Raw genomic sequence first — 20,811 nt, 5'->3', positions numbered from 1 at the left:
GAGCCGTTGCTGGATACGCGGCACTGATCCGCCCTGAGGAAACCCCAGCCTCTCAAGCAAGAAAAAAGGCCGGGGCGAAACCGCACCGACCCTCCTCATCATCGCCTTCTTACCAGTGCCAGTACATCCGTGGTCAAAAGCATTTCAGCGATGCGGCGTTGCGAGCAGCGAATTCAGCGCTCATCAGCAATGCCTATGAGAGAGTTCTACCTCTGAAGTGTGTCCGCAACAAGTCTCAACTAGAAAACTACCCGAAGGATGTGCCAGCCGGCTTCCCGGGCGTGGGTCAGGCCTGGGAAGCCGGCCAGTCGTTTGACGGTTCCTCGACAACGTCGTCCGATTGGTCGTCTGCGGGATCAGGGTCGCGGTCGTACGCGACCCTAAGGAGGTCGAGTTCATTCTGGATGGCATCGTAGACGTCCGTCGCCTTTGCGCCTTTAACCACGAACGTGTCGACGAAATCTTCGAGCTTCAGGCTCAGGTCGTCGCGCCAGTCCTTGGTCATTGCCCGTTCTCCGGCTGACGACGAATGCCTCTGCAAAGAAGGTCCCACGTCGGGCAATGTACGGAAGCGCGTATGCTTGGAGAAGCGGCCTCGTCGGGTTCGGGATCGGGAAGCGGTTCCTCGCCGGGTATCCGGTCAGGATCGCGCGGTGGCGTGTCGACGGGCGGCGGCGACGGCGGCGGCACAATGGTTCGTTTGGCACAGACATGGGATCCTCCTCGCTGCGAGAACGTGGGAAATCCCCCCAGTTCCGTTGACGCTTGACTCCTTCGACACCATTTGCTGCGACATGCCCAAGACGAAGACGAAAAGCAAGGAAAGCGACGATCCCGAGCTGATCAGGGAGTGGCCACTTCCCGTTGTGGCGACCCTCGGATCTGGTGTCAGGTTGAAGGGGATTCTGCAGGAAATCCGCTCCCGGCTACCATCCCCGGTCCGGAAGTCGCTGGATATGCAGGCGGGTGCCCGACTAATGACGCTGCCGTTCGTCATGGAGCCATCGTTGCCCGGGAAGCCAAAGAAGCCGCTCAATCTCTCCGCCACACTGCGTCAGGTGCGCAATCCGATCATCGAAGTGGAGTGCCGGGCCTGCGGCCGGACAGGCAGCTATGTCCGCGCCGAACTCGTCAAGAAGCACCGGCGCAAGCGTGACGTTCGCAAGGCTCCGGCGGATGTCAGCGCTTGGCTGTGACCGATTGGTCGATGCCACGGGTGATCGGTGCGAAACCCGGTTCCCCTGTTTGCAAACCTCATAGGATGGTTCAGGCTTTGGCGGAGATGGCGCTCAATTCTTCCAGGTCGAGATCACGTTCAAGCTCACGTAGCGTCTCGTCGTCGATCTGCCCGGAGCGATGCAGTCGTATGAGTTCCGTCCGGCCAACCGCGACCGCCTCAAGAACAACATCGAAATGGGCGTGCAGCATCGGAGTGTAATCCGCGGTGCGCTCGGCATAGTCGACTATTGCCGTAGCCCGGTGCTCATATCTCTTCAGTAGCTGAGGATGGATCAGCTTGCCCTCGGCATCGTAGGCGAGTTCGCTCACCTTCGTGAACTGGATCTGTGCCATCGCTGCTTCTGCCTGACTCATCGTCATCGGTGCGCGCTCGGCTTCCGCCTCTCCCAAGCCAGCCCAGGAAATCACCGCACCAAGCGTTGTGCCCTGCACGAGCACCGTCCCCATGATCACGGCAAAGGACATGACAAGGATGAAATCCCGTCCAGGAAATCCTTCGGGAAGGCTCAAGGCAAGTGCGAGTGTGACAACGCCACGAACGCCTGCCCAGCTTAAGACGGTCGCCGCCCCCGCCCCCATCGGAACCGATCTTGCAAATCCCAGTCCGTTCGCGAGTCTGATCGCTACATCGGAGCCGAACACCCAGACGAAGCGAGCCGTAACAAGGGCGACAAGGATCACAAGCGCCGGAAACGCCATGGTTTCGACCAGCACCCCGAAGCCGCCGCCGCGCTCGACGACATCGCGCAACGATAGGCCAATCAGGATGAACACCATCGCCTCCATAAGGAAGACGAGCACTGTCCAGAATGAAGTGCCGCGCATGCGCGTCCCCGCCGACATCACGGTGTGCTGGTGCCACGAGGCGATCAGGCCCGCCGTGACAGTGGCGATCACACCGGACACATGGAGTTGCTCTCCCAGAAGGTATGCGATCCAGCAGAGTAATGTGGTCGCAGCGATCATGAGGTAGTCGTCGCGCAGTTTCCGGATGAGCCTGACCCACGCGAAACCGAGCACGCCCCCCAGTGCCGCTCCGCCGGCAGCAAGCACAAGGAACGTCCCAACTGCACTGACCGTACTGAACGCGCCAGTCGCTGCCGCTGCAACGGCGAAGCGGAAAAGCACCAACCCGCTCGCGTCATTCAGCAGGCTCTCGCCTTCCAAAAGGATCTGAAGTCGTCGTGGCAGGCGAACCCGCTCGAGGATCGCTCGGGCAGAGACCGCATCCGGCGGCGATACGATGGCTCCAAGCGCCGCGCAGGCGGCCCACGGCAGCGAAGGCATTAGCAGATGGGCGACTACAGCAACGACAATGGTGGTGAAGAGCACGGCGCCGACTGCGAGCGAGGCAATGCCGAACATGTGGCGCTTCAGCCTGTCGACGGCGATGGACCAAGCCCCGTCGAACAGAAGCGGCGGCAGGAAGATGACGAGCACAAGCTCCGGATCCACCGTTATCGCTGGCAGCCCGGGGACGAAGGCCAAAGCAGCACCGCCCGCAAGCAGTGCGACCGACGGAGGCAGTCCCAGCCGATAGGAGAGATAGTGGAGCGCGATGATCGTAAGAAACATCGCGATCACGAGTTCAAAGAGGTGGGTGCCGTCCATATGTCTCCCCGCGGCCAAAGTGGCCCATCAAAGGACGGCTCCGCCTAAAACGCAACAGAGGGGACGAGATGCATCCTCTTCAGAAGTCGGTGGAGACCGATACCTCTCGCCACTGCTTGATGATGTCGGCATCGCCAAGATGCTTCGCCTCTATCGCGGCAACGGTGTCGCTGCCGAATGGCATGCGGACGGGAGGCTGGGCGACATCGGCGAAGGCTACGACCTGCCGGGCGAACTTTTCCGGGTCGCCAGGCTGGTTGTGGTTCAGCGAGGACGCGTGCTCGCGAACCGCGCCGGCGGTCTCGTCATAGTCGCGGATCCGGTTGCCGCTCGACGACAACGAGCTGGCGTCGAGGAAGTCCGTCCGGAAGTAACCGGGTTCGATCACGGTCACGTGGATTCCAAGCGGTTCCAGTTCCGCATGGAGCGCCTCGGATAGTCCTTCGACTGCGAACTTCGTGGAGCAGTAGACACCGAATCCTGCGCCAGCGCGGTAGCCACCGATCGATGAGATGTTGAGGATGCGACCCGACCTCTGCGCCCGCATCTGCGGGAGGACGGCACGCGTCACCGTCAGCAGACCGAAGACGTTCGTCCGATAGAGACGTTCGACTTCCTCTCCGGTGGCTTCCTCGACCGCGCCGACGAGACCGAAGCCCGCGTTGTTCAGGAGCACGTCGATGGTGCCGAAACGCTCGACAGCCTGTCGGGTTGCTTCTCGCGCCTGTTCTTCGCTCGTCACATCCAGCGCGGCCGCAAACAGGTTGCGACGTTCTCCGAGGTTCTCCCTGACCGACCCTGCACTGCGCGCAGTCGCGACCACGTTGTCACCGCGTTCAAGAGCAAGCTGCGCAATGCGGGCGCCAAACCCGCGCGATGCTCCGGTTATGAACCATGTCTTCATCTTGGTCTCCTTTTCTACTCGGAGGCGGCCGGCAGCGCCCAGAGCTTGTTGAAGGCGATACTGTCGAAGAAAGCCGACGCTTTGACGATTTTGCCGCCATCGAGATCAAGGAACCACGCGTAGGTGTTCTTGTATGGCTGGCCGTCCTTCGCTGTTCCGGCGGCATCGAAGAAGACGATCACCGTATCGCCGTCGGCGTACATGTTCCGGATCGTCGGCTTGAGCCCAACGCTCATGCGCGCGTTGAACGGCTTGATGACCTCGTTGATGAACGCATCACGGCTGCCATAAGACTTGGAGGCTGCCGAGTTGCCCGTGATCGTCCAGGTCACGTTGTCGGCCAGAAGATCATAGGGGCTTCCAGTTCCTGTTGCCCACGCGTCGAAGGCCTTCAGTACTGTCGCCTTGTTGGTGGCCTCATCGGCAGCCGCCACGCCACTGACTGCCGTGAACACCGAACCGCAGGCCGCGAAAGCGATCCTTCGCAGGGTTGCCACCGATAGTTTGCTGTTGCTCATCTCTGGACTCCCTTGGAACGAGTTGTGTGCCGGCGGGCACATCCCGACGGCGGAGCTGAGCGGCGGGGGCAACGCCGCGATATCCTATATCTGAGCTTCCCAGGCCTTGAGCTGGTGATCCTTCAGCATATCCTCGATCACCTTCGGGCAGACGTTGCGGAACCTGCCTGTGTCGGCCGGAACGATCTCGATCATGCGATCGATCATCTCCTTGGGATCCATCTTTCCTTCCGGAGTCGCGAAGAAATCGTCGAAGCCCTTCCGGAGATCGGCACGCTTCGTGACGTTCTTGCTGTCATCCATCCAGCGGAACGGATTGTCGGCCATCGTCTCGTTGTAGCCAGTATAATAGGCACCGGGATTGACGGTCTGGATCTTGATGCCGTATGCGGCGAGTTCCTGCTGCAGGGCCTCCGCAATCGATTCCAGCGCATGCTTCGTCGAGACGTAGGTGCCCCAGTTTGCCGGGGTGAACAGGCCGCCCATTGACGAGGTGAAGACCACCTTCTTTCCGTGGTGCTTGCCCTCGCGGATCCAGCGCTGGATGACACCCTGTGTGAGCGTCAGCGGCAGGAAGACGTTCGTTTCGAAGTTGCGGCGAACGATGTCGACCGGGATTTCCCAGACCGGACCCGGCTCGCCCTGCCCCGCATTGTTCCAGAGAACGTCGAAGTCCCAGCTCTGAGCCTGCTTGATGTCGTACGGATCCGTCAGATCGAGGCGCTCGACTCGTATGCGATTACCCAGATCGAGCGCAGCCACTTCCTCGCGCATGGCCGTGACCATTGGCGAGACCTGGCAGGTCGCGATGATGTTGTGGCCGTTCTTGGCCATGCCGATGGCAGCCGCCTTGCCGAAGCCCGATCCAGCGCCAGTAATGAGGATTGTCTTGCCCATGTCATTCTCCCTTTTGTATTCGTGGGTTGATGGTCAGCGTAGTGTCGCCTCGAAGGCCGTGAGCCCCGCCTTAGCGATCTTGGTATCCTGTTCGATGGTTCCACCCGAAACACCGAGCGACCCGGCCAGCCCGCCATTCGGACATTTGAGCGCGATGCCGCCCGCGTATGGCGCCAGCCCGCCATTGCTCAACTCGAGATGGGGCGCGGGGGCGCCGGGCTTCAGATAGTCCCACACGTCTTCGCTGTTGCATTGGAAAAGCACCGCGGTCCGGGCCTTCCGCATCGCGATGTCGATGGATCCGAGCACTGCTCCGTCCATACGATGAAAGGCCTTCAGGTTGCCGCCCTCGTCCAGGATGGCGATGATCGCCGCAAGTCCCATCTCCCGGGCCTTGGCCTCAGCATGATCGATGATCGCCTGCGCGTTGTGAGCCGAAATCGGCATTTGCGAACCTCCCATCCGTCCATTCTGGTTTTCGATGTGCGGACTGTCGTCCTGGAGGGCAGGAGCTTCAAGTTAGGAACTGTTAGGAGTTGTTAAGATGCGGCCGCGCGCCTCGTGAGAACCCGCCAGCCCAGCAGCTTGCCGCCTATCGGAACTTCAGGTACCTACGTCCTATCATGGCTGTCGTGGAGCAGGTCGTGTCAGTGCCACGGTTCACATTCGGCCCCTTCGAACTCGACCCATTGCGGCTCGAGTTGCGGCGCGATGGCGTAAAGTTACGTGTCGGGGCTAAGGCTTGCAGACTGTTGCTGGCTCTCGTCGAGCGTCCCGGTCACATCGTCAGTCAGAAGGAACTTCTCGCCGCTGCCTGGTCTGGGTTGAACGTCGAAGACGTGAACCTTCGGGTCCATATCGTGGCCCTGCGCAAGGCCCTTTCAGGTGTAGCTGATGGAGCCTTCGATATCACCACAGTGCCGCGTGAGGGATACGTATTCGCTGGGCCAGTCTCAGCCGCACCCGCGACCGAGATGCTAACTTCGCCGCTGACGCGCGTACCAAGACAGCTCAGCACACTCTTCGGAAGACGCGAAGCGCTGGCCAACCTCGGAGACGCGCTCGCCGCACATCGCATCGTCACGATCGTCGGAGCCGGAGGCATGGGCAAGACTGCGCTGGCGCTGGCGGCCATAGAGGAATACGCGGGTACAGAGTGCGTATTCGTCGACTTCTCCACGTCCGTGTCGTCGCTGCATGTGCAGGGATGCATATTTGAAGCACTTGAGCTCGAAGGGACACCGAACGACGTCGCCGCTCATATTGTGCGCGCCCTCGCAAACAAGCCGATCCTGCTCGTCTTCGACAATTGCGAACATGTTGTCGGCGACGTGGCTGCCATGGTGGCAAGGCTGACGAGCCGGACCGCAGGCGTTTCAATCCTTGCTACGAGCCGGGAGCCGCTGCGGGTTCCCGGCGAGTGCGTCTTCACGCTGGAGCCATTGAGTTGTCCGCCTGAGGGCGCCGAGCTGACGGCGCAGTCTGCCCTGAGCTACGCGGCAATTCAGATGTTCGTGGAGGCCGCAGGCCGCCGGTTGAGCGCGTTTGCCATAGACGACGGCGATGCGTCCCTCTTGGGCGAAGTTTGTCGCCGACTGGACGGAAGCCCGCTCGCCATAGAACTCGCCGCCGCCACCAGCGATACGATGACGATACGCGAACTCGCCCGACGGCTCGACGACCGCTTCACTGTTCTGGTCCGTGGTATGCGCACCGCCCTGCCGAAGCACCGAACGCTGCAGGCGGCGCTCGATTCGAGCTACGATGCACTGAGCGAGGAAGAAGCTTTGGTCATGCGCCGCCTCGGCGTTTTTCCCGGACGGTTCGCGGCCGACGATGCGCAGGCGATCGCCGGCACCGATACAATATCCGGAGCGGCGGTTCACAACACGTTGGCAAACCTAGTCGCAAAGTCACTCCTCACCGTTGATTTCAGCGAGGAGAGCGCATCGTTCCGTTTCTTGGAGACGATGCGAGTCTACGCGAGACTCAAGCTGTTGGACAGTGAAGAAACTTCCGCAGTCTATGTACGCTTCGTTGAATACACGCTGCGTCGGCTGACCGCGATAAACGGACGGGAGGTCGCCGCCGGCGATCTCAAGCGAAACTACAGCGGCGTTCTGGACGATTGGCGCGCAGCGCACGATTGGTCAGTGCGAAACGGCGAGTGGCATACCGCGCTTAAGTTGATGGGAGCCGGAATTGGCTTCTGTCAGTCCCTCAACATCAAGACGGAGTACGTGAACCGCTCCACAGAGACCATCCGCGCCATGCCCGCTGATGCGGGAGATGAAGATGCCTTGCGACTGGAGATGCTCGTTTGCGACCACACAGCACAGATGCTTGTCGATACGCAGCCGCCGGATCCATCGAACTTTGTTGAGCGGATCGAAACGGCTGCACTGCGAACTCTGGATCTTTCGAAGCGGTTGAATGCGCCCGATCAACAAATGAGTGCACTCGTGACGCTCACAGTCGCAGCCCTGACTGCCGCGAATTTGGAGAAGCTGGAAGTCTACGGATCGGATGCCTTTGAATTCGCGCAACGCTCGCAGAACCCCGACTTCCTTCGGACGGCGCACTACCTCAATGGCTATACCAAGTTCTACAGCTCCGACTTCGCCACTGCGCTGGGCGAATGCGATCGCTCGCTGGTTCTCGCCGCGCCGGCGAACCTTGATACTCCAATCGCCTTTGACCACGTGCCGAACGTTCGAATTCTCCGTTCGCGTACGCTATGGGTTCGCGGCGAATTTCAATCGAGCCTGGAGGAGATGGAGGAGGCCCATCGCTCAGCAATCGCGGGCGGTCACGTTCCCACGATCGCCTGGGCGGCCTGGAGCGGCTTGTGCGTCTATCTTTGGGCAGGCGCCTTTGAACGTGCGGATGCCAGCGCAAACCTCTACGAACATCTCGCGAGCGAATACAGCAACCCCGGCTGGGCAAGATACATTCCAAGTGCACGCGAGGCCATGGAGCGCCTTCGCGATGGCCGCAGGTCGTTTGGCGCGGCGCCGCTCGATTGGACGCCGCACGTTCCTTCACATGCAGACTTCATGACGAGTATCCATTGCGCATTTCACAGGCCCGTCGATCTTCAGCGCATTGAAGCCGTGCCGCGACACTGGTGCGCGGCGGAGCACTTCCGCGCCGCTGGTGAACACCACCTTGTTGCGGGTCGGACGATCGAAGCCGAAAAGTTGTTTCTGCATGCGCTGGCGACATCCCAGTCGCAGGGCAACATTGCTTGGGAAATACGAGCTATCCTAAGTCTCGCGCGCCTCAGGATACAACAGGAGCAGGTTTCGGCTGCCCGATCGGTTGTGGAGCCGCTCGTCGACCGCTTTGCAAGTTCCCGCGTCAATGCAGATCTTGTATATGCGGCGGAGCTGCTTGCCGCCTGCTGACCGCTAATGCCTCATCGTGGATGTCGTCTCAAGCATGGCGGCAGTCCTTTGCCGTGTGGACCACGAGGCGCACGCGACGTAGAGAAGGAGCGATGCAGCGGTCATGGCAACGGCGGCCCAGCCGCCGCCGAGCACATCGACTTCCGTCGTGGCGAACGAGGCGATCAATGGACCCAGCCCGTTGCCAAAGAGGATCATCGGCAAGATGAGGATGGCCGCTCTTCGTGTCGTGTCAAGCCTGACGATCTCGGCCATCTGAAAAGCCTGCAGCGCACATGCGGCGCTGGCAAAGAGGCAGATCGCAACTATGAACGCCGTCGGTGCATCGGTGAGGATGGCGAGCGCGATGAACCCTGCCTGCATCAGTACAAGCATTAAAAGGCTCGGCCATTTTGCCATGCTCGGAACGAGCAAGGCCGAGAGCCACGATGCGGCCACTTGGCTGGCGAGACTGGCCGAAAAAGCCAAGCCTATCACGGAAGGGCTTAAACCGTGCTGAGTTGCAACGCGCTCGATATAGGTCCAAGCCGCACCAAGCCCAGCGGCTTGAAGGACTGTTGCGCCCCCGAACAACATCACCGCTCCGCTGAAACGATATCCGGTTCGCTCTGGGCGCTCCAAGACGCTGACCTTGTCTACCAGGGTGACAGCGAAGAGCGCTGCAATCAACGCCCCGGCGGCGAGTGCGTAAAGCCCTGCCGCCACCCCGAAGGTCGGTATCAAAACAACGGGGAAAAGATAGGCAAGTCCGATCTGGGGCACCACAGATGCGCCGCAGAGGATTCCGGTAAGGCGGTCGGGATTGTTCGAACGCACGATGATCGCGTTCGCCGCTCCAAAGAGAAGTCCCGCAAGAAGGCCGGCGACGGCCCGGTCGAGCAACACGGCGGCTGTAGTTTCAGCGTGTGCGTTCGCAACGTTGACCGCCACCAGTCCGAGCGCGGTCGCTGCGGTCTTCAGGCGCATGGCGCCGCGCGCCATCCAGTAGCCGCCAACAGTTGCGCCCAATGTCAGACCGAACAGTTCGAGCGTCGCGGCTTGGCCGATGCCTGCCTTGCTCAATAGGCCTGCATCGTTCAGCCCGCCAAGGAGGATTGGAAGCACTCCAAGCGACAGCAGCGATGCAGTCCCGATGATGATGGCTCCGAATATCGTAGTCGGACTCATACCCAATGCCCCCAACACAATTACTTTAGAAATTTATCGAATTATATTGCTGCGATGTTGGTAACATCGCTCCAAAGCAGCTAAGCGACACTTGTTTCGCGAGAATGTAGGCGCCCAATTGTCCGCCACACCAATATATATCGTGCCGTATTCCTGCGGGTGCTTCATATTGCAGTGTGCGAAGCTAACAAACCTCGTATGTGCGAGCAAGAAACTCTAAGTTTGCAAGACGAGCATATATCTCCTCGCAGTCGCGCGACAGTTGTCGCCGGGCCGGGGCATCCTCAGATCCAATGTTGGCAGCTTCAAATCGGTCGGCTACGTTGCGCATCCAACCGACGGGAGGTGGCAGGCTTGTGCGATCTTTACCGTATGGACGACATAGACTGAGTCCGGAAATGGGCGATCGATGCCGAAAGCATGATCAACCTGATGCCAAGGTATCAGATGAACCCTGACTGATGACAAGGTGGTTGGTCGTCGCTGATTTTGCAACCAGGAATCCTTTTATTTCGCTTGCAATCAACCGGAGAAATCAGCGGGCGGTGATACCGGGCACACTCCCGACGCTCGATCTGCTTGTGCATCGTCCTACCTCCTGGAATGCCTGCTTCAGCTCACTCCACACAGGATTCGGCCCCGCCCACCGTTCCGCATAAATTTCTCGACATGCCGTTCAGGTCGTCCTTCGCCGCGGCAAGGTCTTCATCCGTGGCACGACGTGGGCGTATCGCCCCGGCAGCGGCTGATGTCCGGAAGCCACTAGCGTCCCCTTCGCGCCAACCCGGCGCATTGAGTGGGACATACAGATTAACTAGGAATGGTGACTCTCTGGAAACCGAGCCGTTGCGGTCTACGTCCTCTCCAAAACCCGTTCTATGTCCACACGGATCTCTTCAGGCGACATTGTGGCGTGGATACCTGCCCACGTCGTGTTGGAATGGTTCCACATGCTGCCTTTTGAAACTATGAGGAGTTTCCCATTGAGGAGGCGCAGAACAGTCTTCGCGTCATCGGGCAGCGGGATCTCGTTCCCCTCCTCGTCGTGCTCCCTTATACCGTGCTCGGCGAGAGAATAGTCATAGTCCACCCCATCCACTCGAACGACCTGTTCGTTGTCGCGGACTTCGTCGTAGACGCCGCTGGGCGGCATGCTCTTCAAGTCGAGCAGGAAGAAGGATTCGATTGGTTCCTTTTCTATGTATTCAAACGTCGCTCGGTCAAGGAGCATCTCGGGAAGGCCGGTCTCGCTCAGATCGAAGAGGAGCCGTTTCCATCTTCATGAATGCTGACGCCCATTAATGGAAGATGGCCGTCCGGCGTCAGATAGGAGTAGTTTCCCTCCATGAAATGGCGAAGGACGTCGGCGAGATCGTAGGGATTAGACCAGCTTCGCGACCGAGGCACCTCATCGCCAAAGGCTTCGTGGATCGCTGTCCTCCAGATCTTGTCGAGATGCTTCTGGTAGTCCTCTTGCTTTTTCTGGAACTTGTCCACGTCGATTCTCCAGCGCCGCTACAGTTCTAAACGAAGACGGAACGAAGGACACTGCGGTGTTACCGACCGGACATATTATGGTAACCTCGACCCCGGTGTGTTCGCCGGGGTTCTTTTTGGGCCTCGCGACATTTCACGGCGATGGGGTATTAGGTGTCATTACTGCATGGGGATGGGGTCACGAGTGCTCCAAATTGGGGTCAGCACTCCGGTTTTTATCTTTATTCTCAACGCGCGCATTTTCCAGATATGGGCCAACCTTCACTGTTTTTAGAGCGACACATAAGAGCGGACTCGTTTCGGATTTAGCGAACGCGTCGAGTTTAAGGCCTGAGGCTTCAGACGGTGAATTCACGGTAGGCAACGGCGAGACGGGAAAACTCACGAGCGACCTGCGGCGGGAGATTTCGACCTGCAAAGGGCGTCATCGAGGACAAACGGGATTTGACGCGCTGGATTGACAGCATTTGAATACAAGAAGGGGCGCGGCACGATCAGCTAACGGGCGTAAGATCCTTCTCGAGTTCGCTCACCTCCCTTCCTACCAGACGCCAGAACATCTTATTTATCTTATCCTCCGTCCAGTCCTTGATGCTGTCGAGTTCGACGCCCTGTAGATCGGCAATCAACTGCATCTTCTTTTCGAGCGAATAGTCGACGAACCGTGGGATGTATTTCGATTTCCCCATGTTGTAACGAATCTCATGGTAGGTCTTCACGAAGGTCTTCGGCTTGCCCTGCCCGGTCATGCCGAGCTTCTTCCACAAGCGGGAGACGAAGCGATCGAGCCGTTTAAGCTGCTTCAGGTCCTGCGTCATCGAGAAGAAGAACATCCAGCCGTAGCGCCTGTCGTTGAGAATGCATCCAGTAATCTTGAGGTTAAGCTTCGTTAGCAGGCGCTTGTGGTTGGCACGGTACTTCGCGCTTGTCATGAGCGACATGATGGTCGTCATCATCCGTCGGTAAGAGCTCTTCCGGACGGACACGAGCTTCGGCGTGATATGGTACCCGAGATAGTCGACGCCGGTCGAAAGCGGGACGATCTTCGACTTGCTGCCCTCGATGAGCGGATGACATGTGAGATGGACCTTTGAAAGCCTGCCATTCAGCCAGCGAAAGTGCCGCTTGGCGTCGGATGCCTTGCATATTACAAGGATGTCGTCGACGTACCGATAATAGTGGAAGCGGGTTCGGGCACTCTCATCGATCTGCATCATGTATATCGAGGAGAGGATGTTGGACACGCTGAGTCCTTGCGGAACTCCGACATCGTTCGCCTTCTTGCCGTCGCCGGTCGGCGTCTTGACCGCAGCGTCCACCAGCGAGGTGAATAACCTGTATCGGGTTCGCGTCCGAATGCGCTTTAGCAGGAGCTGATGGTCGAGACTCGGATAGAAGTCCTGGACGTCCAGTTGCAGAAAGACGTGATCGTCCCCCAGCGGCCGCACGAACTCCAACAGGTCTTTGATGATGAAGTGGGCGGGAGCGAGCTTCGCGTCATCAAAGACGTGCATCAGCACGTTCGTGACTGCTCTCAGGGTGACCCGGTCTCTAACGCCCGCTATCGCGATTTCGCGCGGAGCCTTGCCCGCTCCCTTCGATATCAGACGCTGCTTGAAGGGCGTGAATCGGTAGGATTCGGCGTACGCCCGCTTCCTGATGAGCGCCAGCTCGGCATCGATGTTCTTTTGGAAGGCTCCGGGGTCGATACCGTCCTTTCCGATCGTTCCGGATGCGGCAATTCGCTCGTCGAAGATCGACCGCAGGGTCTCGATTGCAAACTGCTCGTCGAACTTCTCTTTGGCCTGCATCAACCTCGCCCGTGCAGAAACGGCCAGACCAGGAAGGCCACGGGAACCAGGAACAGTGCGGCGATGATCGACCAGTAAATGATTCGCCGCCCGAAGAAGGAAAGGAACTGGAACCACGTCCATTTTAGGGGCTTGCCGTGATTGGTGAGCTCCTTCCCTTCAAGGACCATGTGATTGACGAGAAGGTCCGTGTAGTCGTGGTTCGAATGGTTCGGGAAGTCGAGCAGGATGTCCCGGTAGAGAAGCTTCTTGTCCTGGTCCGGGAGGTCTTCGTCGTAAAGCTTCTGCAGCTTGAGATAGCACTCGCGAAATGACGTGGCCCGAGCCTCAATCCGGAAACCGCCCGCAACGAGAGACGCGACAAGCACGACCACTGACGACGCCAGGTTCAGCTTGCCGAGTTCCGGGTACGGAACGCTGTAGAAGGTCTCGAAGATGGAAAGGATGACTGAGAATACAGAATAGTAAGTGACTGCCAGGTAGGAAATGTTCTGGTTCCGCAAAGCCTTGCGCTCTGCGATCATTCGAACTCGGGAGGTTATCCAGATCGTGTCGTTGATCGTACTCGGACTAGGAAGCGTCATATTTTCTCGCAAGAAGTGAAGTGGTGCGGACGCAAAAACTCAAAGCAACTAAACACTCGATCGAATGTAGCCGTAAGCCAACGCGCAGAACGCGCCCCTTTGTGACCAGAACCCAGCAAGCTGAGCCAGCGGTTTTACCCGCTCCGCCCGCACCGCAAACGATCTAACTGTAGTTGTAGGTTTTTTCAACTGGCTGATGACTTCTGCTCACAGCAAGTCGCCGAGTTCGGGACAGGCAAGAGAATGCCTTCAGCTTTCCGGTCGCTTCGCACTTCTAAGTCGAAAGAATCGAGTCCTCACATCGCACCGCGAATTGTTCAAAATATACGGCAATTTGTGTCGAATCCTGTGGAGTACCAAGTAAAAGCAAAGACTCGTGTTACCGCGAAACGGCAAGAACCAGATACGTTTGTTGCAGTGATTCGCCTCAATTAATCTAGCGAGAATTGCATGGCCAAGGGCACGACAGGAAAGACCGGGGGAACCTCCAAGATCCGTTTCATCATGGTCGAGGCGGAGATTGCTGACGGCGATATCGGGCAGATCACCCAGGCGATCCAGAATGCGCTCAAGACATCGTCTCCAGCGACGACCCAGCGCATTGCCGGCCCGAGCGTCAAGGCCGTCGCTCGCGAGGCAGAAATCGACGGCGACGACGAAGTGGAAGAAGCCGAGGTCGTCGAGATCGAGACGCCCGTGCGGCCGCCGCGGCCGAAGGTTCAGCGAGCTGCCAAGCCTGCCCCCGAAGTGCTCGAGATCGACATGACCTCCGGCACTTCATTGGCAAACTACGTCCACGGGGCGAATCCCAAGAGCAACAATAAGCGTTACCTGCTCATAGCGGCCTGGTTCAAGGAGCACCGGGAGACGCCGGCGGTGACGGCGGCCCACGTCTACACCGGGTTTCGGACCTTGAAGTGGCCCACCAGCATCCCGGACTTCTCCCAGCCGCTTCGTGATCTGAAGTTCACGAAATACATGACGGTTCCCGAGAAGGGCCACTACGCCATCAACCACCTCGGGATCGCCGAGGTCGAGGCGATGCTCTCGGGCGGCGATTGATGCTGCTTGCCGATTTTGTACAGCAGGTTGATGGATTCGACGCGCTCTCGCCGAAGCACAAGATCAAAGTCTTCGGCTGGTATCTTCATGTGCATAAGGCTTTGGCCTCCTTCGACAACGAAGCCATCAGGGCCTGCTTCAAGCAGCTCCACCTGACGTCGCCGGACGTATCAGTCTACCTTCCACGAATGGCGGCCGCGAAGCCGCCGGAGCTTCTGAAGGAGCGGAGCAGATATCGGTTGGCGCGCGGAGTGCGCTCGGAACTCGACAAGAAGTACGGCGTGCACCAGAGCGTGGTCCAGGTCAGCAAGCTTCTGTCCGATCTCCCGGACCGCGTGCCGGACATTGCCGAACGCGCCTTTCTTCGCGAAGCGCTCGCCTGCTACCGAGCAGAGGCCTTCCGTGCGTGCATCGTCATGTCCTGGAACCTCGCCTTCGATCATCTTCTGAGATGGGTCATGGCCGACACGACGCGGCTTGCGGACTTCAACGCCGCGATCCCACGACGTTTCCCGAAGAAGGCCGGCCTCGCAATGTCGTCTGTCGAGCATTTCGAGGAGCTGAAGGAAGCGGAGGTCATCGACGTCTGCCAGAATGCCTCGCTGTTTTCCAAGAACACCACCGACATTCTCCGGGAGAAGCTGAAGAAGAGGAACATGGCGGCTCATCCCTCGCAGGTGGCTATCCAACAATCTCAGGCTGACGACGTCATCACCGACCTGGTCAACAACGTCGTCCTTACCTTGGTGTGACGATGAGCGAAGGAATTGAAGTAGACTCGACGAAGAAAGGTTTCAGGCAGCCGCCGGATCACATTACGGAGCCGTGCCTGACATACATGGCGAGGATCATGGAGCTTCGCGAGTTCGTGGCCTTCTACTTCGGGTTCGTCAAAACGTCGGCCGAGCTCAGGCGGATGATCCCGATCGCCGAAGACGACGAGGGTGATAAAGGGCTACAGGTGCTCCGTTACGAGTCCAGTCGGCACGGTTCCTTCATGTATCAGATCGTGCTGTCGCGAGCCATCTAGTCTTTCGACCTCTATCTCACAACCATACTCAGGGACGTCTTTCTAGCTCGGCCGGAGATGCTGAAGTCCGAAGGGACCGTGGACGTAGCGACGATCATCGAGGTTGGCAACTATCAGGAATTGGTCTGGCACATCGTCGAGAAGAAGGTTCGCGAGCTTTCGTACAAGCCTCTGTCGGAACTTCGTAAATTCATTCCGTCCCGCACGGGCATCGACATCTTCCCAAATGAGGATGTCTTCGAGACGACGATCGTGGCGTCTGAAGTCCGAAATCTGATTGCCCATAACGATTGCGTCGCGAACGAGGTCTTCAGCTCGAGAACGAAGAAGATCGCTGTCCCTTTGGAAATCTCGAGCACGGGCCGGGTCATCATCGATGATGAGTGGCTTCGTCGTGCCAGCTATACGCTCGACAGCCTGGTCTTCCGGTTCGACGAACTGGCGTCCCATAAATTCAATCTGCGAACACTCAATCGAATGACGGCCTTCCTGGCGCGGGTCTAGGTTGCCCGTCGCCGCGGTCTAGCTAAGCAAGGCAGGGCGCGCGGCGAGAGTGCACTCCGCATCATCCCTTTGGCCCGGCAGTCTTTGTGTCGTAGAACGGTTTGAAATAGATGGTGTCGGGATTGCGCGTCAGGGTCTGGTTCTTCCAATCGAACAGACCGCCCCAGTAGGCGATCTGGTTGAAGCCGCCGCCCTTCTCCTTGAAGGCCTGCAGCATGCGGTCGAAGTTCACGACGGGGATACCCCAGTTGACGGCCTCGATGGCGCGGCGCTCGACGACGCGGCCTCTGATGCCCGCGACGTTTGCATCGTCGGCAGCCAGCGCGAACGGCGCCACCCCTATCGTGGCGAAGGTGGCGAGAAGGAGCGCTTTCATATCTTCAGCCTTCTGTTATCTGCCGATTGGAAACTGGAAGTTGACGCCCGCGAAGATCTGCCAGCGCGGCGCGCCGGGGCCGTCGTGCCAGACCGTGTACTGCGGCTCGACGAAGGCATTCATCGTCACGCCCTTGTCGAGCTGGAAGACCTTGCCGACGCCCGCGCCGACCGGAACGTAGGAGTTGCCGCTCTCGAGGTTGAAGTTCCAAGTCGCCGAGGATCTGAGATACCACCCGTCCGACAGGTTTATGTTCAGGATTGGCTGGAAGGTTAGAAGGTTCATGTCCTCGCGGTGGTCGACGCCGGCGAATGAAGTCTGGTAGGTGACGAGGCCGCCGAGCAGGCCCCAGCTCTGCGGCGCGACCACGACTCCAGCCGCGCCGACCTGCCACTTTCCGCTGCCGAGCGATTCGTCGGTCGCCGTCGGCAGGACGAGCAGCGGCCCCGCGCCGAAAGTGACGTCGCCGTGCTTCGGCAGAATGAAGATGTCCATCAGGGTCAGATCCCCGAGTCCGGTCACGTATCCGCTCGGAACGTCGGGTGACGTCGCAATGGGGAGCGTGAAGCGCAGGAGCTGCGGTAGTCCCCACATGTCGGAGGGAACGAGGCCGCGCAGCAGGAACTGGTTCGCCTCCGGATCGCCCGGCGTACCGACGAAGCTCGGTATGTAATAGTCCTGCAGATTGATCGTGATCTTCGGCGTCAGAGGATTGTTCGCCTCGTTGACCGCGTCGTGGGCTTCTTGCGCCATGGCGGGAGCGGCCAGCAGCGTCAAGATCGCCAGGGTCGGAGAAATACGCAGGCGCACGAGAGCCTCCCGTTTCGATGGCACGCAATCCAGCACAAAGGATCTCAAGCTCACAGATTGTTACAGTAACAAGGTCCAGCCAAGCCCGGCGGCGTCCAGAATGTTACTGTAACATTCTCGCTTTTAGCGGTTGACTGGAGTGAGAATGGTCGAGGGCGTTATCCTCGCTCGTCCGCATGCATCCTGATCGAAAGGAACGCCTGCACGCCATGGGCACCGCCAGGGAGGCCGCGCACCGCGGATTGTTGAAGCTGATGCTCCGCCTGCCTTCGCTGCGCGCAGAGCTTCAACTGCTCTGGCAGAAGGACGCCGGGCTGGAGCCCCTCTGCGAAGCCTACGAAGATGCGACGACCACGCTCGACCGCCTCTTGAAAGGCGCGACAGACGGCGAGCATGGACTGGTCGAGGAATACCGAAACGTGTGTCGGGCCCTGGAAGCCGACGTCGTCGCCAGGTGTCGTGCACGGGTCGCGAGACCCCGCTTCTAACATTTCGCTCATGATGTGGCGGATCCAGGTTGCAACCTAAGGTCCGCTAGCGTACATTTGCCACTGCTTATGGGCGGACGGGCGTGAGGTGCGGAATGGCAGCGAACGGCGTGAGCAGTGGGGCGCGTATAGTCTGTGAAGACGAGGCGCGGATGGAAGCGGAGCGGCTGCTGGCCGATCCAAGGCTTCACGTATCGGACCGCCACCGGGCTTTCCTGAGATACATCGTCGACGCCCGGTTCGAGGGCCGCAGCGATGCGGTGAAAGCCTATTCGATAGCCATCGACGTCTTCAACCGTCCGGCCTCGTTCGATCCTTCGTCCGATCCGATCGTCCGCATCGAGGCGACGCGTCTGCGGGAGGCCCTTCAGAAATACTACGAGCAGATCGCCGAGGAGCCGGGCGCACGGCTCGACATCCCGCGCGGGCGATACGTCCCGATCTTCGTCGAACGCGATCACACGCCCGATCCCGAAGAAGACTGCGAACTCGAGGACGCGAGCCATCCTGTGGACGGCACGCCGAAAGCGGCCCCTTGGGCTTACGGCAGGAGATTGCGACACGCAGTGATGGGAGGAGCAGTACTTGCCGCCCTCGCAGTGACGGGGGTGCTCGCCTATCGCGCCGGTAGCCCGGCGGTTCTGCATACGCGGAAGCCCTTCGTCGCGCTCTCGGTGAACGCGGCTCAAAAGGACAAGGCGGACGGGGAAGCGGTCATCGAAGACCTCGCCGTGTCACTCGCCCGGTTTGGCACGGTTCGTCTCACATCCGATGCGATAGCGATGCGGTCGCGCACTGACGCGGCGGAGCAGAGCGTCTACGACATCAAGATGCGCTACGCGGAGGACTCACGTTCCTTTTCGATATGGTGGCAGGTTTTAGACGCAGGCACCGGGGAGGCGGTCTGGACCGACGAAGAACGGCGTCCGGCACCCTCGGGATCACGCGACGATGCGATGCGCGACCTCGTCTATGGCGTGTCGCGCAGGCTCGCGGGGCCGGCCGGGATCGTCAACGCCATCGAGCTGAGGCGCAATCTGCCTCAGACGGCAGTTGGCAACATCTGCGTGCTGCGGGGCGAGTTTGCAGTCGAGCTTCGCGACCTTGCGGGGCTGAAGGCCGCCCGGCCGTGCCTGGAGGCGACGATCGCCGCCGACCCGAAGGACGCCGACGCGATGGCGACGCTCGCGCGCGTCATGTTGTGGACGGGCCGCACGACCGGAGACGACAGCTACTTCGGACGAGGCGTCGATCTCGCCAACAGGGCGGCCACCGTCTCGCCGTCGTCGCCCAGAGCGGCGCTCGCACAGATGGCGACCCAGTATCAGCTCGGACAGAACGAGATGGCCATCGCCGCCGGACGGCGCGGCATCGCGCTCAACCCGGAAAACGCGGATCTTCTCGCCAAGCTTTCCATGGCCGTATTTCTGAGCGGCCACTGGGAGGAAGGACTACGGCTCGCCTCGCAGGCGGCGGACATCGCCGGGCAGTCGATCCGGGACGCGAGCTTCGTGATGATCCTGGACGCCTACCGTCAGGGGAACTACGCGCAGGCGGTGTTCCTCGCGAGACAGGTTCCCGCGGCCGACACGCCGACGACGGTGTTGAAGCTGGCGGCGATCGCTCGCATCGGCGATCGTTCGGTGACCGACAAGGAGATCGCCGCGGCGAGGCTGCAGCACCCCGATCTCGACCGTACCGTATCCGCGATGTTCTCCGGCACCCGTTACGACCGGGATCTCGAGGCGGCGCTCAGGATGGGCATACAGGAAGCCGGCCTGAAGGCGCCGGAAGTCGTCAGCAACGACCCGATGTAACAGTAACATCCTTGTCCGGAAGCCTCCGATGGCATTCCTTCGCAAGGTCCGCAGACTGCGGGCGATGATGTCGAAGGGCCGCCACGATGCGAAAGCTGCTTGTCTCCCTAGTCGCCTCCACGTTCCTCGCGGGCAACGTCCTTGCCGATCCGGCGCTCGTCACGACGGGGGTCAATCTTCGCGCGGGACCGGGCACGGGCTTCGCAGCGGTCGGAAAGGTTCCGGAGGGCGGGCAGGTCGATCTCAAGGAATGCGACGCCAGCGGCGCATGGTGCGCGGTCGCTTTCGGCAAGGAGAACGGCTTCGTCAGCGGACGGTATCTAAGCCAGTCGGCGGCGGACACGCCCTCGTGGCCGAGGACATTCACGGCCGACAGCGGCGCGACGCTCACTTTGTTCCAGCCGCAGGTCGTCGACTGGCCGGATTTCGTAAAGCTTGACGCGCTCGTCGCGGCCGAACTCAAGACCTCGAAGGACGCCCAGCCCGTCTACGGCGTGATCGGCATCTCCGCGAAGACGGTCGCCGACGACGAGACGGACAACGTCGTCCTGACCGACGTGCAGCCGACCGAAGTGAACTTCTCGACGCTCGACAAGGAGCAGCTTTCGAAGCTCGCCCTCGGCGTCGGCAAGATCATGCCGACGGATCCGATTACCGTCTCGCAGGACCGCCTAACGGCGAGCCTCGCCGACTACAAGCGGTTGAACGACGTCTCGGGACTGAAGGCTGACCCGCCGCCCGTATTCACCAGCGAGACGCCTGCGATCCTCGTGCAGACCGACGGCAAGGCGGTGGTGTCCCCAGCCAAGGGCGTGCAAGGGCTTTCCTTCGTGGTCAACACCAACTGGGACGTCTTCCGGACCGACGCAGACAAGACCTTCTACCTTCGTGACGAGAAGAGCTGGCTGAAGTCGACGAGCCTCGATGGCGACTGGACGGAAGCCGAGACGCTTCCTCCGCAGCTATCCAGCCTGCCCGACGACGACGCCTGGAAGGACGTGAAGGCCGCCCTGCCCGCGACGAAGTTCGGCGAGAGCGGCGTGCCGAAGGTTTTCTACTCGGACGTGCCAGCGGAACTCCTCGTCTTCG

22 protein-coding genes and 1 pseudogene are annotated in these 20,811 nt (G+C 60.0%); 10 read left to right on the top strand and 13 right to left on the bottom strand.

Annotation, left to right across the window (positions count from 1 at the left end; translation table 11 throughout):
- Positions 1–286: 286 nt before the first annotated feature.
- Positions 287–505, bottom strand: coding sequence for a hypothetical protein (locus tag BN1800_RS28435; protein ID WP_087002241.1), 219 nt, complete (start codon positions 503–505; stop codon positions 287–289).
- Positions 506–758: 253 nt separating this feature from the next.
- Here BN1800_RS28435 and BN1800_RS42880 point away from each other — a divergent pair, with 253 nt between their 5' ends.
- Positions 759–1,196: a hypothetical protein gene (locus BN1800_RS42880; protein WP_244564687.1), complete on the top strand. Its 438-nt coding sequence runs from the start codon at positions 759–761 to the stop codon at positions 1,194–1,196.
- Positions 1,197–1,266: 70 nt separating this feature from the next.
- Here BN1800_RS42880 and BN1800_RS28420 read toward each other — a convergent pair whose 3' ends face one another.
- From BN1800_RS28420 to BN1800_RS28400, 5 genes are all read right to left on the bottom strand, one after another.
- Positions 1,267–2,850, bottom strand: coding sequence for a Na+/H+ antiporter (locus BN1800_RS28420; RefSeq protein ID WP_087002239.1), 1,584 nt, complete (start codon positions 2,848–2,850; stop codon positions 1,267–1,269).
- Positions 2,851–2,929: 79 nt separating this feature from the next.
- The gene (locus BN1800_RS28415; RefSeq protein WP_087002237.1) at positions 2,930–3,754 is read right to left on the bottom strand and encodes an oxidoreductase; all 825 of its coding nucleotides are present in this window, start codon (positions 3,752–3,754) and stop codon (positions 2,930–2,932) included.
- Between the two features lie 14 nt (positions 3,755–3,768).
- A complete protein-coding gene (locus BN1800_RS28410) occupies positions 3,769–4,272 on the bottom strand; it encodes a nuclear transport factor 2 family protein (RefSeq protein ID WP_087002235.1) in 504 nt (167 codons plus the stop codon).
- Between the two features lie 84 nt (positions 4,273–4,356).
- Positions 4,357–5,169, bottom strand: coding sequence for an SDR family oxidoreductase (locus BN1800_RS28405; RefSeq protein ID WP_087002233.1), 813 nt, complete (start codon positions 5,167–5,169; stop codon positions 4,357–4,359).
- A gap of 33 nt (positions 5,170–5,202) precedes the next feature.
- Positions 5,203–5,616, bottom strand: a complete 414-nt coding sequence (locus BN1800_RS28400) for a GlcG/HbpS family heme-binding protein (protein WP_087002231.1) — start codon at positions 5,614–5,616, stop codon at positions 5,203–5,205.
- 197 nt (positions 5,617–5,813) lie between these two features.
- On the opposite strand from BN1800_RS28400, the gene BN1800_RS28395 reads away from it, so the two are divergent.
- Entirely contained in the window at positions 5,814–8,576 is a 2,763-nt protein-coding gene (locus BN1800_RS28395) for an ATP-binding protein (protein WP_087002284.1), read from the top strand.
- Between the two features lie 3 nt (positions 8,577–8,579).
- On the opposite strand, the gene BN1800_RS28390 is transcribed toward BN1800_RS28395, so the two are convergent.
- Positions 8,580–9,743 (bottom strand): MFS transporter, encoded by a 1,164-nt coding sequence (locus BN1800_RS28390; protein WP_087002229.1) that lies wholly within the window; start codon positions 9,741–9,743, stop codon positions 8,580–8,582.
- A gap of 354 nt (positions 9,744–10,097) precedes the next feature.
- Between BN1800_RS28390 and BN1800_RS42875 the strand changes: the two are divergent.
- Positions 10,098–10,202: pseudogene (locus BN1800_RS42875) on the top strand (SOS response-associated peptidase); the annotation flags it as partial.
- Positions 10,203–10,596: 394 nt separating this feature from the next.
- Here BN1800_RS42875 and BN1800_RS28385 read toward each other — a convergent pair.
- The 4 genes from BN1800_RS28385 to BN1800_RS28370 all read right to left on the bottom strand — a co-directional run bounded on the left by BN1800_RS28385 (position 10,597) and on the right by BN1800_RS28370 (position 13,635).
- Positions 10,597–10,974, bottom strand: a complete 378-nt coding sequence (locus BN1800_RS28385) for a hypothetical protein (RefSeq protein ID WP_087002227.1) — start codon at positions 10,972–10,974, stop codon at positions 10,597–10,599.
- Positions 10,975–10,994: 20 nt separating this feature from the next.
- The gene (locus tag BN1800_RS28380; RefSeq protein ID WP_087002225.1) at positions 10,995–11,240 is read right to left on the bottom strand and encodes a hypothetical protein; all 246 of its coding nucleotides are present in this window, start codon (positions 11,238–11,240) and stop codon (positions 10,995–10,997) included.
- A gap of 494 nt (positions 11,241–11,734) precedes the next feature.
- A complete protein-coding gene (locus tag BN1800_RS28375) occupies positions 11,735–13,051 on the bottom strand; it encodes a reverse transcriptase domain-containing protein (protein ID WP_087002223.1) in 1,317 nt (438 codons plus the stop codon).
- Complete coding sequence (locus tag BN1800_RS28370; RefSeq protein ID WP_087002221.1) at positions 13,051–13,635, bottom strand: SLATT domain-containing protein; 585 nt, start codon at positions 13,633–13,635, stop codon at positions 13,051–13,053. The genes BN1800_RS28375 and BN1800_RS28370 overlap by 1 nt, the downstream gene beginning before the upstream one ends.
- A 450-nt stretch (positions 13,636–14,085) precedes the next feature.
- On the opposite strand from BN1800_RS28370, the gene BN1800_RS28365 reads away from it, so the two are divergent.
- The 4 genes from BN1800_RS28365 (at position 14,086) to BN1800_RS28350 (ending at position 16,231) form a co-directional block, all read left to right on the top strand.
- Positions 14,086–14,697 carry a hypothetical protein gene (locus BN1800_RS28365; protein WP_087002218.1) on the top strand — a complete coding sequence of 204 codons (612 nt, stop codon included), beginning with the start codon at positions 14,086–14,088 and terminating at the stop codon, positions 14,695–14,697.
- On the top strand, positions 14,697–15,449 hold the full coding sequence (locus BN1800_RS28360) for a hypothetical protein (RefSeq protein WP_087002216.1): 753 nt from the start codon (positions 14,697–14,699) through the stop codon (positions 15,447–15,449). The genes BN1800_RS28365 and BN1800_RS28360 overlap by 1 nt, the downstream gene beginning before the upstream one ends.
- Before the next feature lie 2 nt (positions 15,450–15,451).
- Positions 15,452–15,727, top strand: coding sequence for a hypothetical protein (locus BN1800_RS28355; RefSeq protein ID WP_087002214.1), 276 nt, complete (start codon positions 15,452–15,454; stop codon positions 15,725–15,727).
- Positions 15,728–15,805: 78 nt separating this feature from the next.
- Entirely contained in the window at positions 15,806–16,231 is a 426-nt protein-coding gene (locus BN1800_RS28350) for a hypothetical protein (protein ID WP_143534121.1), read from the top strand.
- Positions 16,232–16,292: 61 nt separating this feature from the next.
- Here BN1800_RS28350 and BN1800_RS28345 read toward each other — a convergent pair whose 3' ends face one another.
- Positions 16,293–16,607, bottom strand: coding sequence for a hypothetical protein (locus BN1800_RS28345; RefSeq protein ID WP_179213914.1), 315 nt, complete (start codon positions 16,605–16,607; stop codon positions 16,293–16,295).
- Positions 16,608–16,622: 15 nt separating this feature from the next.
- Entirely contained in the window at positions 16,623–17,417 is a 795-nt protein-coding gene (locus BN1800_RS28340) for a hypothetical protein (RefSeq protein ID WP_087002210.1), read from the bottom strand.
- Between the two features lie 176 nt (positions 17,418–17,593).
- Here BN1800_RS28340 and BN1800_RS28335 point away from each other — a divergent pair, with 176 nt between their 5' ends.
- The 3 genes from BN1800_RS28335 to BN1800_RS28325 all read left to right on the top strand — a co-directional run.
- Positions 17,594–17,905: a hypothetical protein gene (locus BN1800_RS28335; protein ID WP_425299073.1), complete on the top strand. Its 312-nt coding sequence runs from the start codon at positions 17,594–17,596 to the stop codon at positions 17,903–17,905.
- Between the two features lie 95 nt (positions 17,906–18,000).
- Positions 18,001–19,722: a tetratricopeptide repeat protein gene (locus BN1800_RS28330; RefSeq protein WP_087002208.1), complete on the top strand. Its 1,722-nt coding sequence runs from the start codon at positions 18,001–18,003 to the stop codon at positions 19,720–19,722.
- An 86-nt stretch (positions 19,723–19,808) separates the two neighbouring features.
- Positions 19,809–20,811: SH3 domain-containing protein (locus BN1800_RS28325; RefSeq protein ID WP_179213913.1), on the top strand; the 1,003-nt coding region annotated here is incomplete at its 3' end.

The sequence above is a fragment of the Rhizobium sullae genome, assembly GCF_900169785.1.
GTDB classification, from domain to species: Bacteria; Pseudomonadota; Alphaproteobacteria; order Rhizobiales; family Rhizobiaceae; genus Rhizobium; species Rhizobium sullae.
The sequence above is the reverse complement of the archived record's forward strand: the minus strand, read 5'-3'. Positions and strand labels throughout refer to the sequence as shown.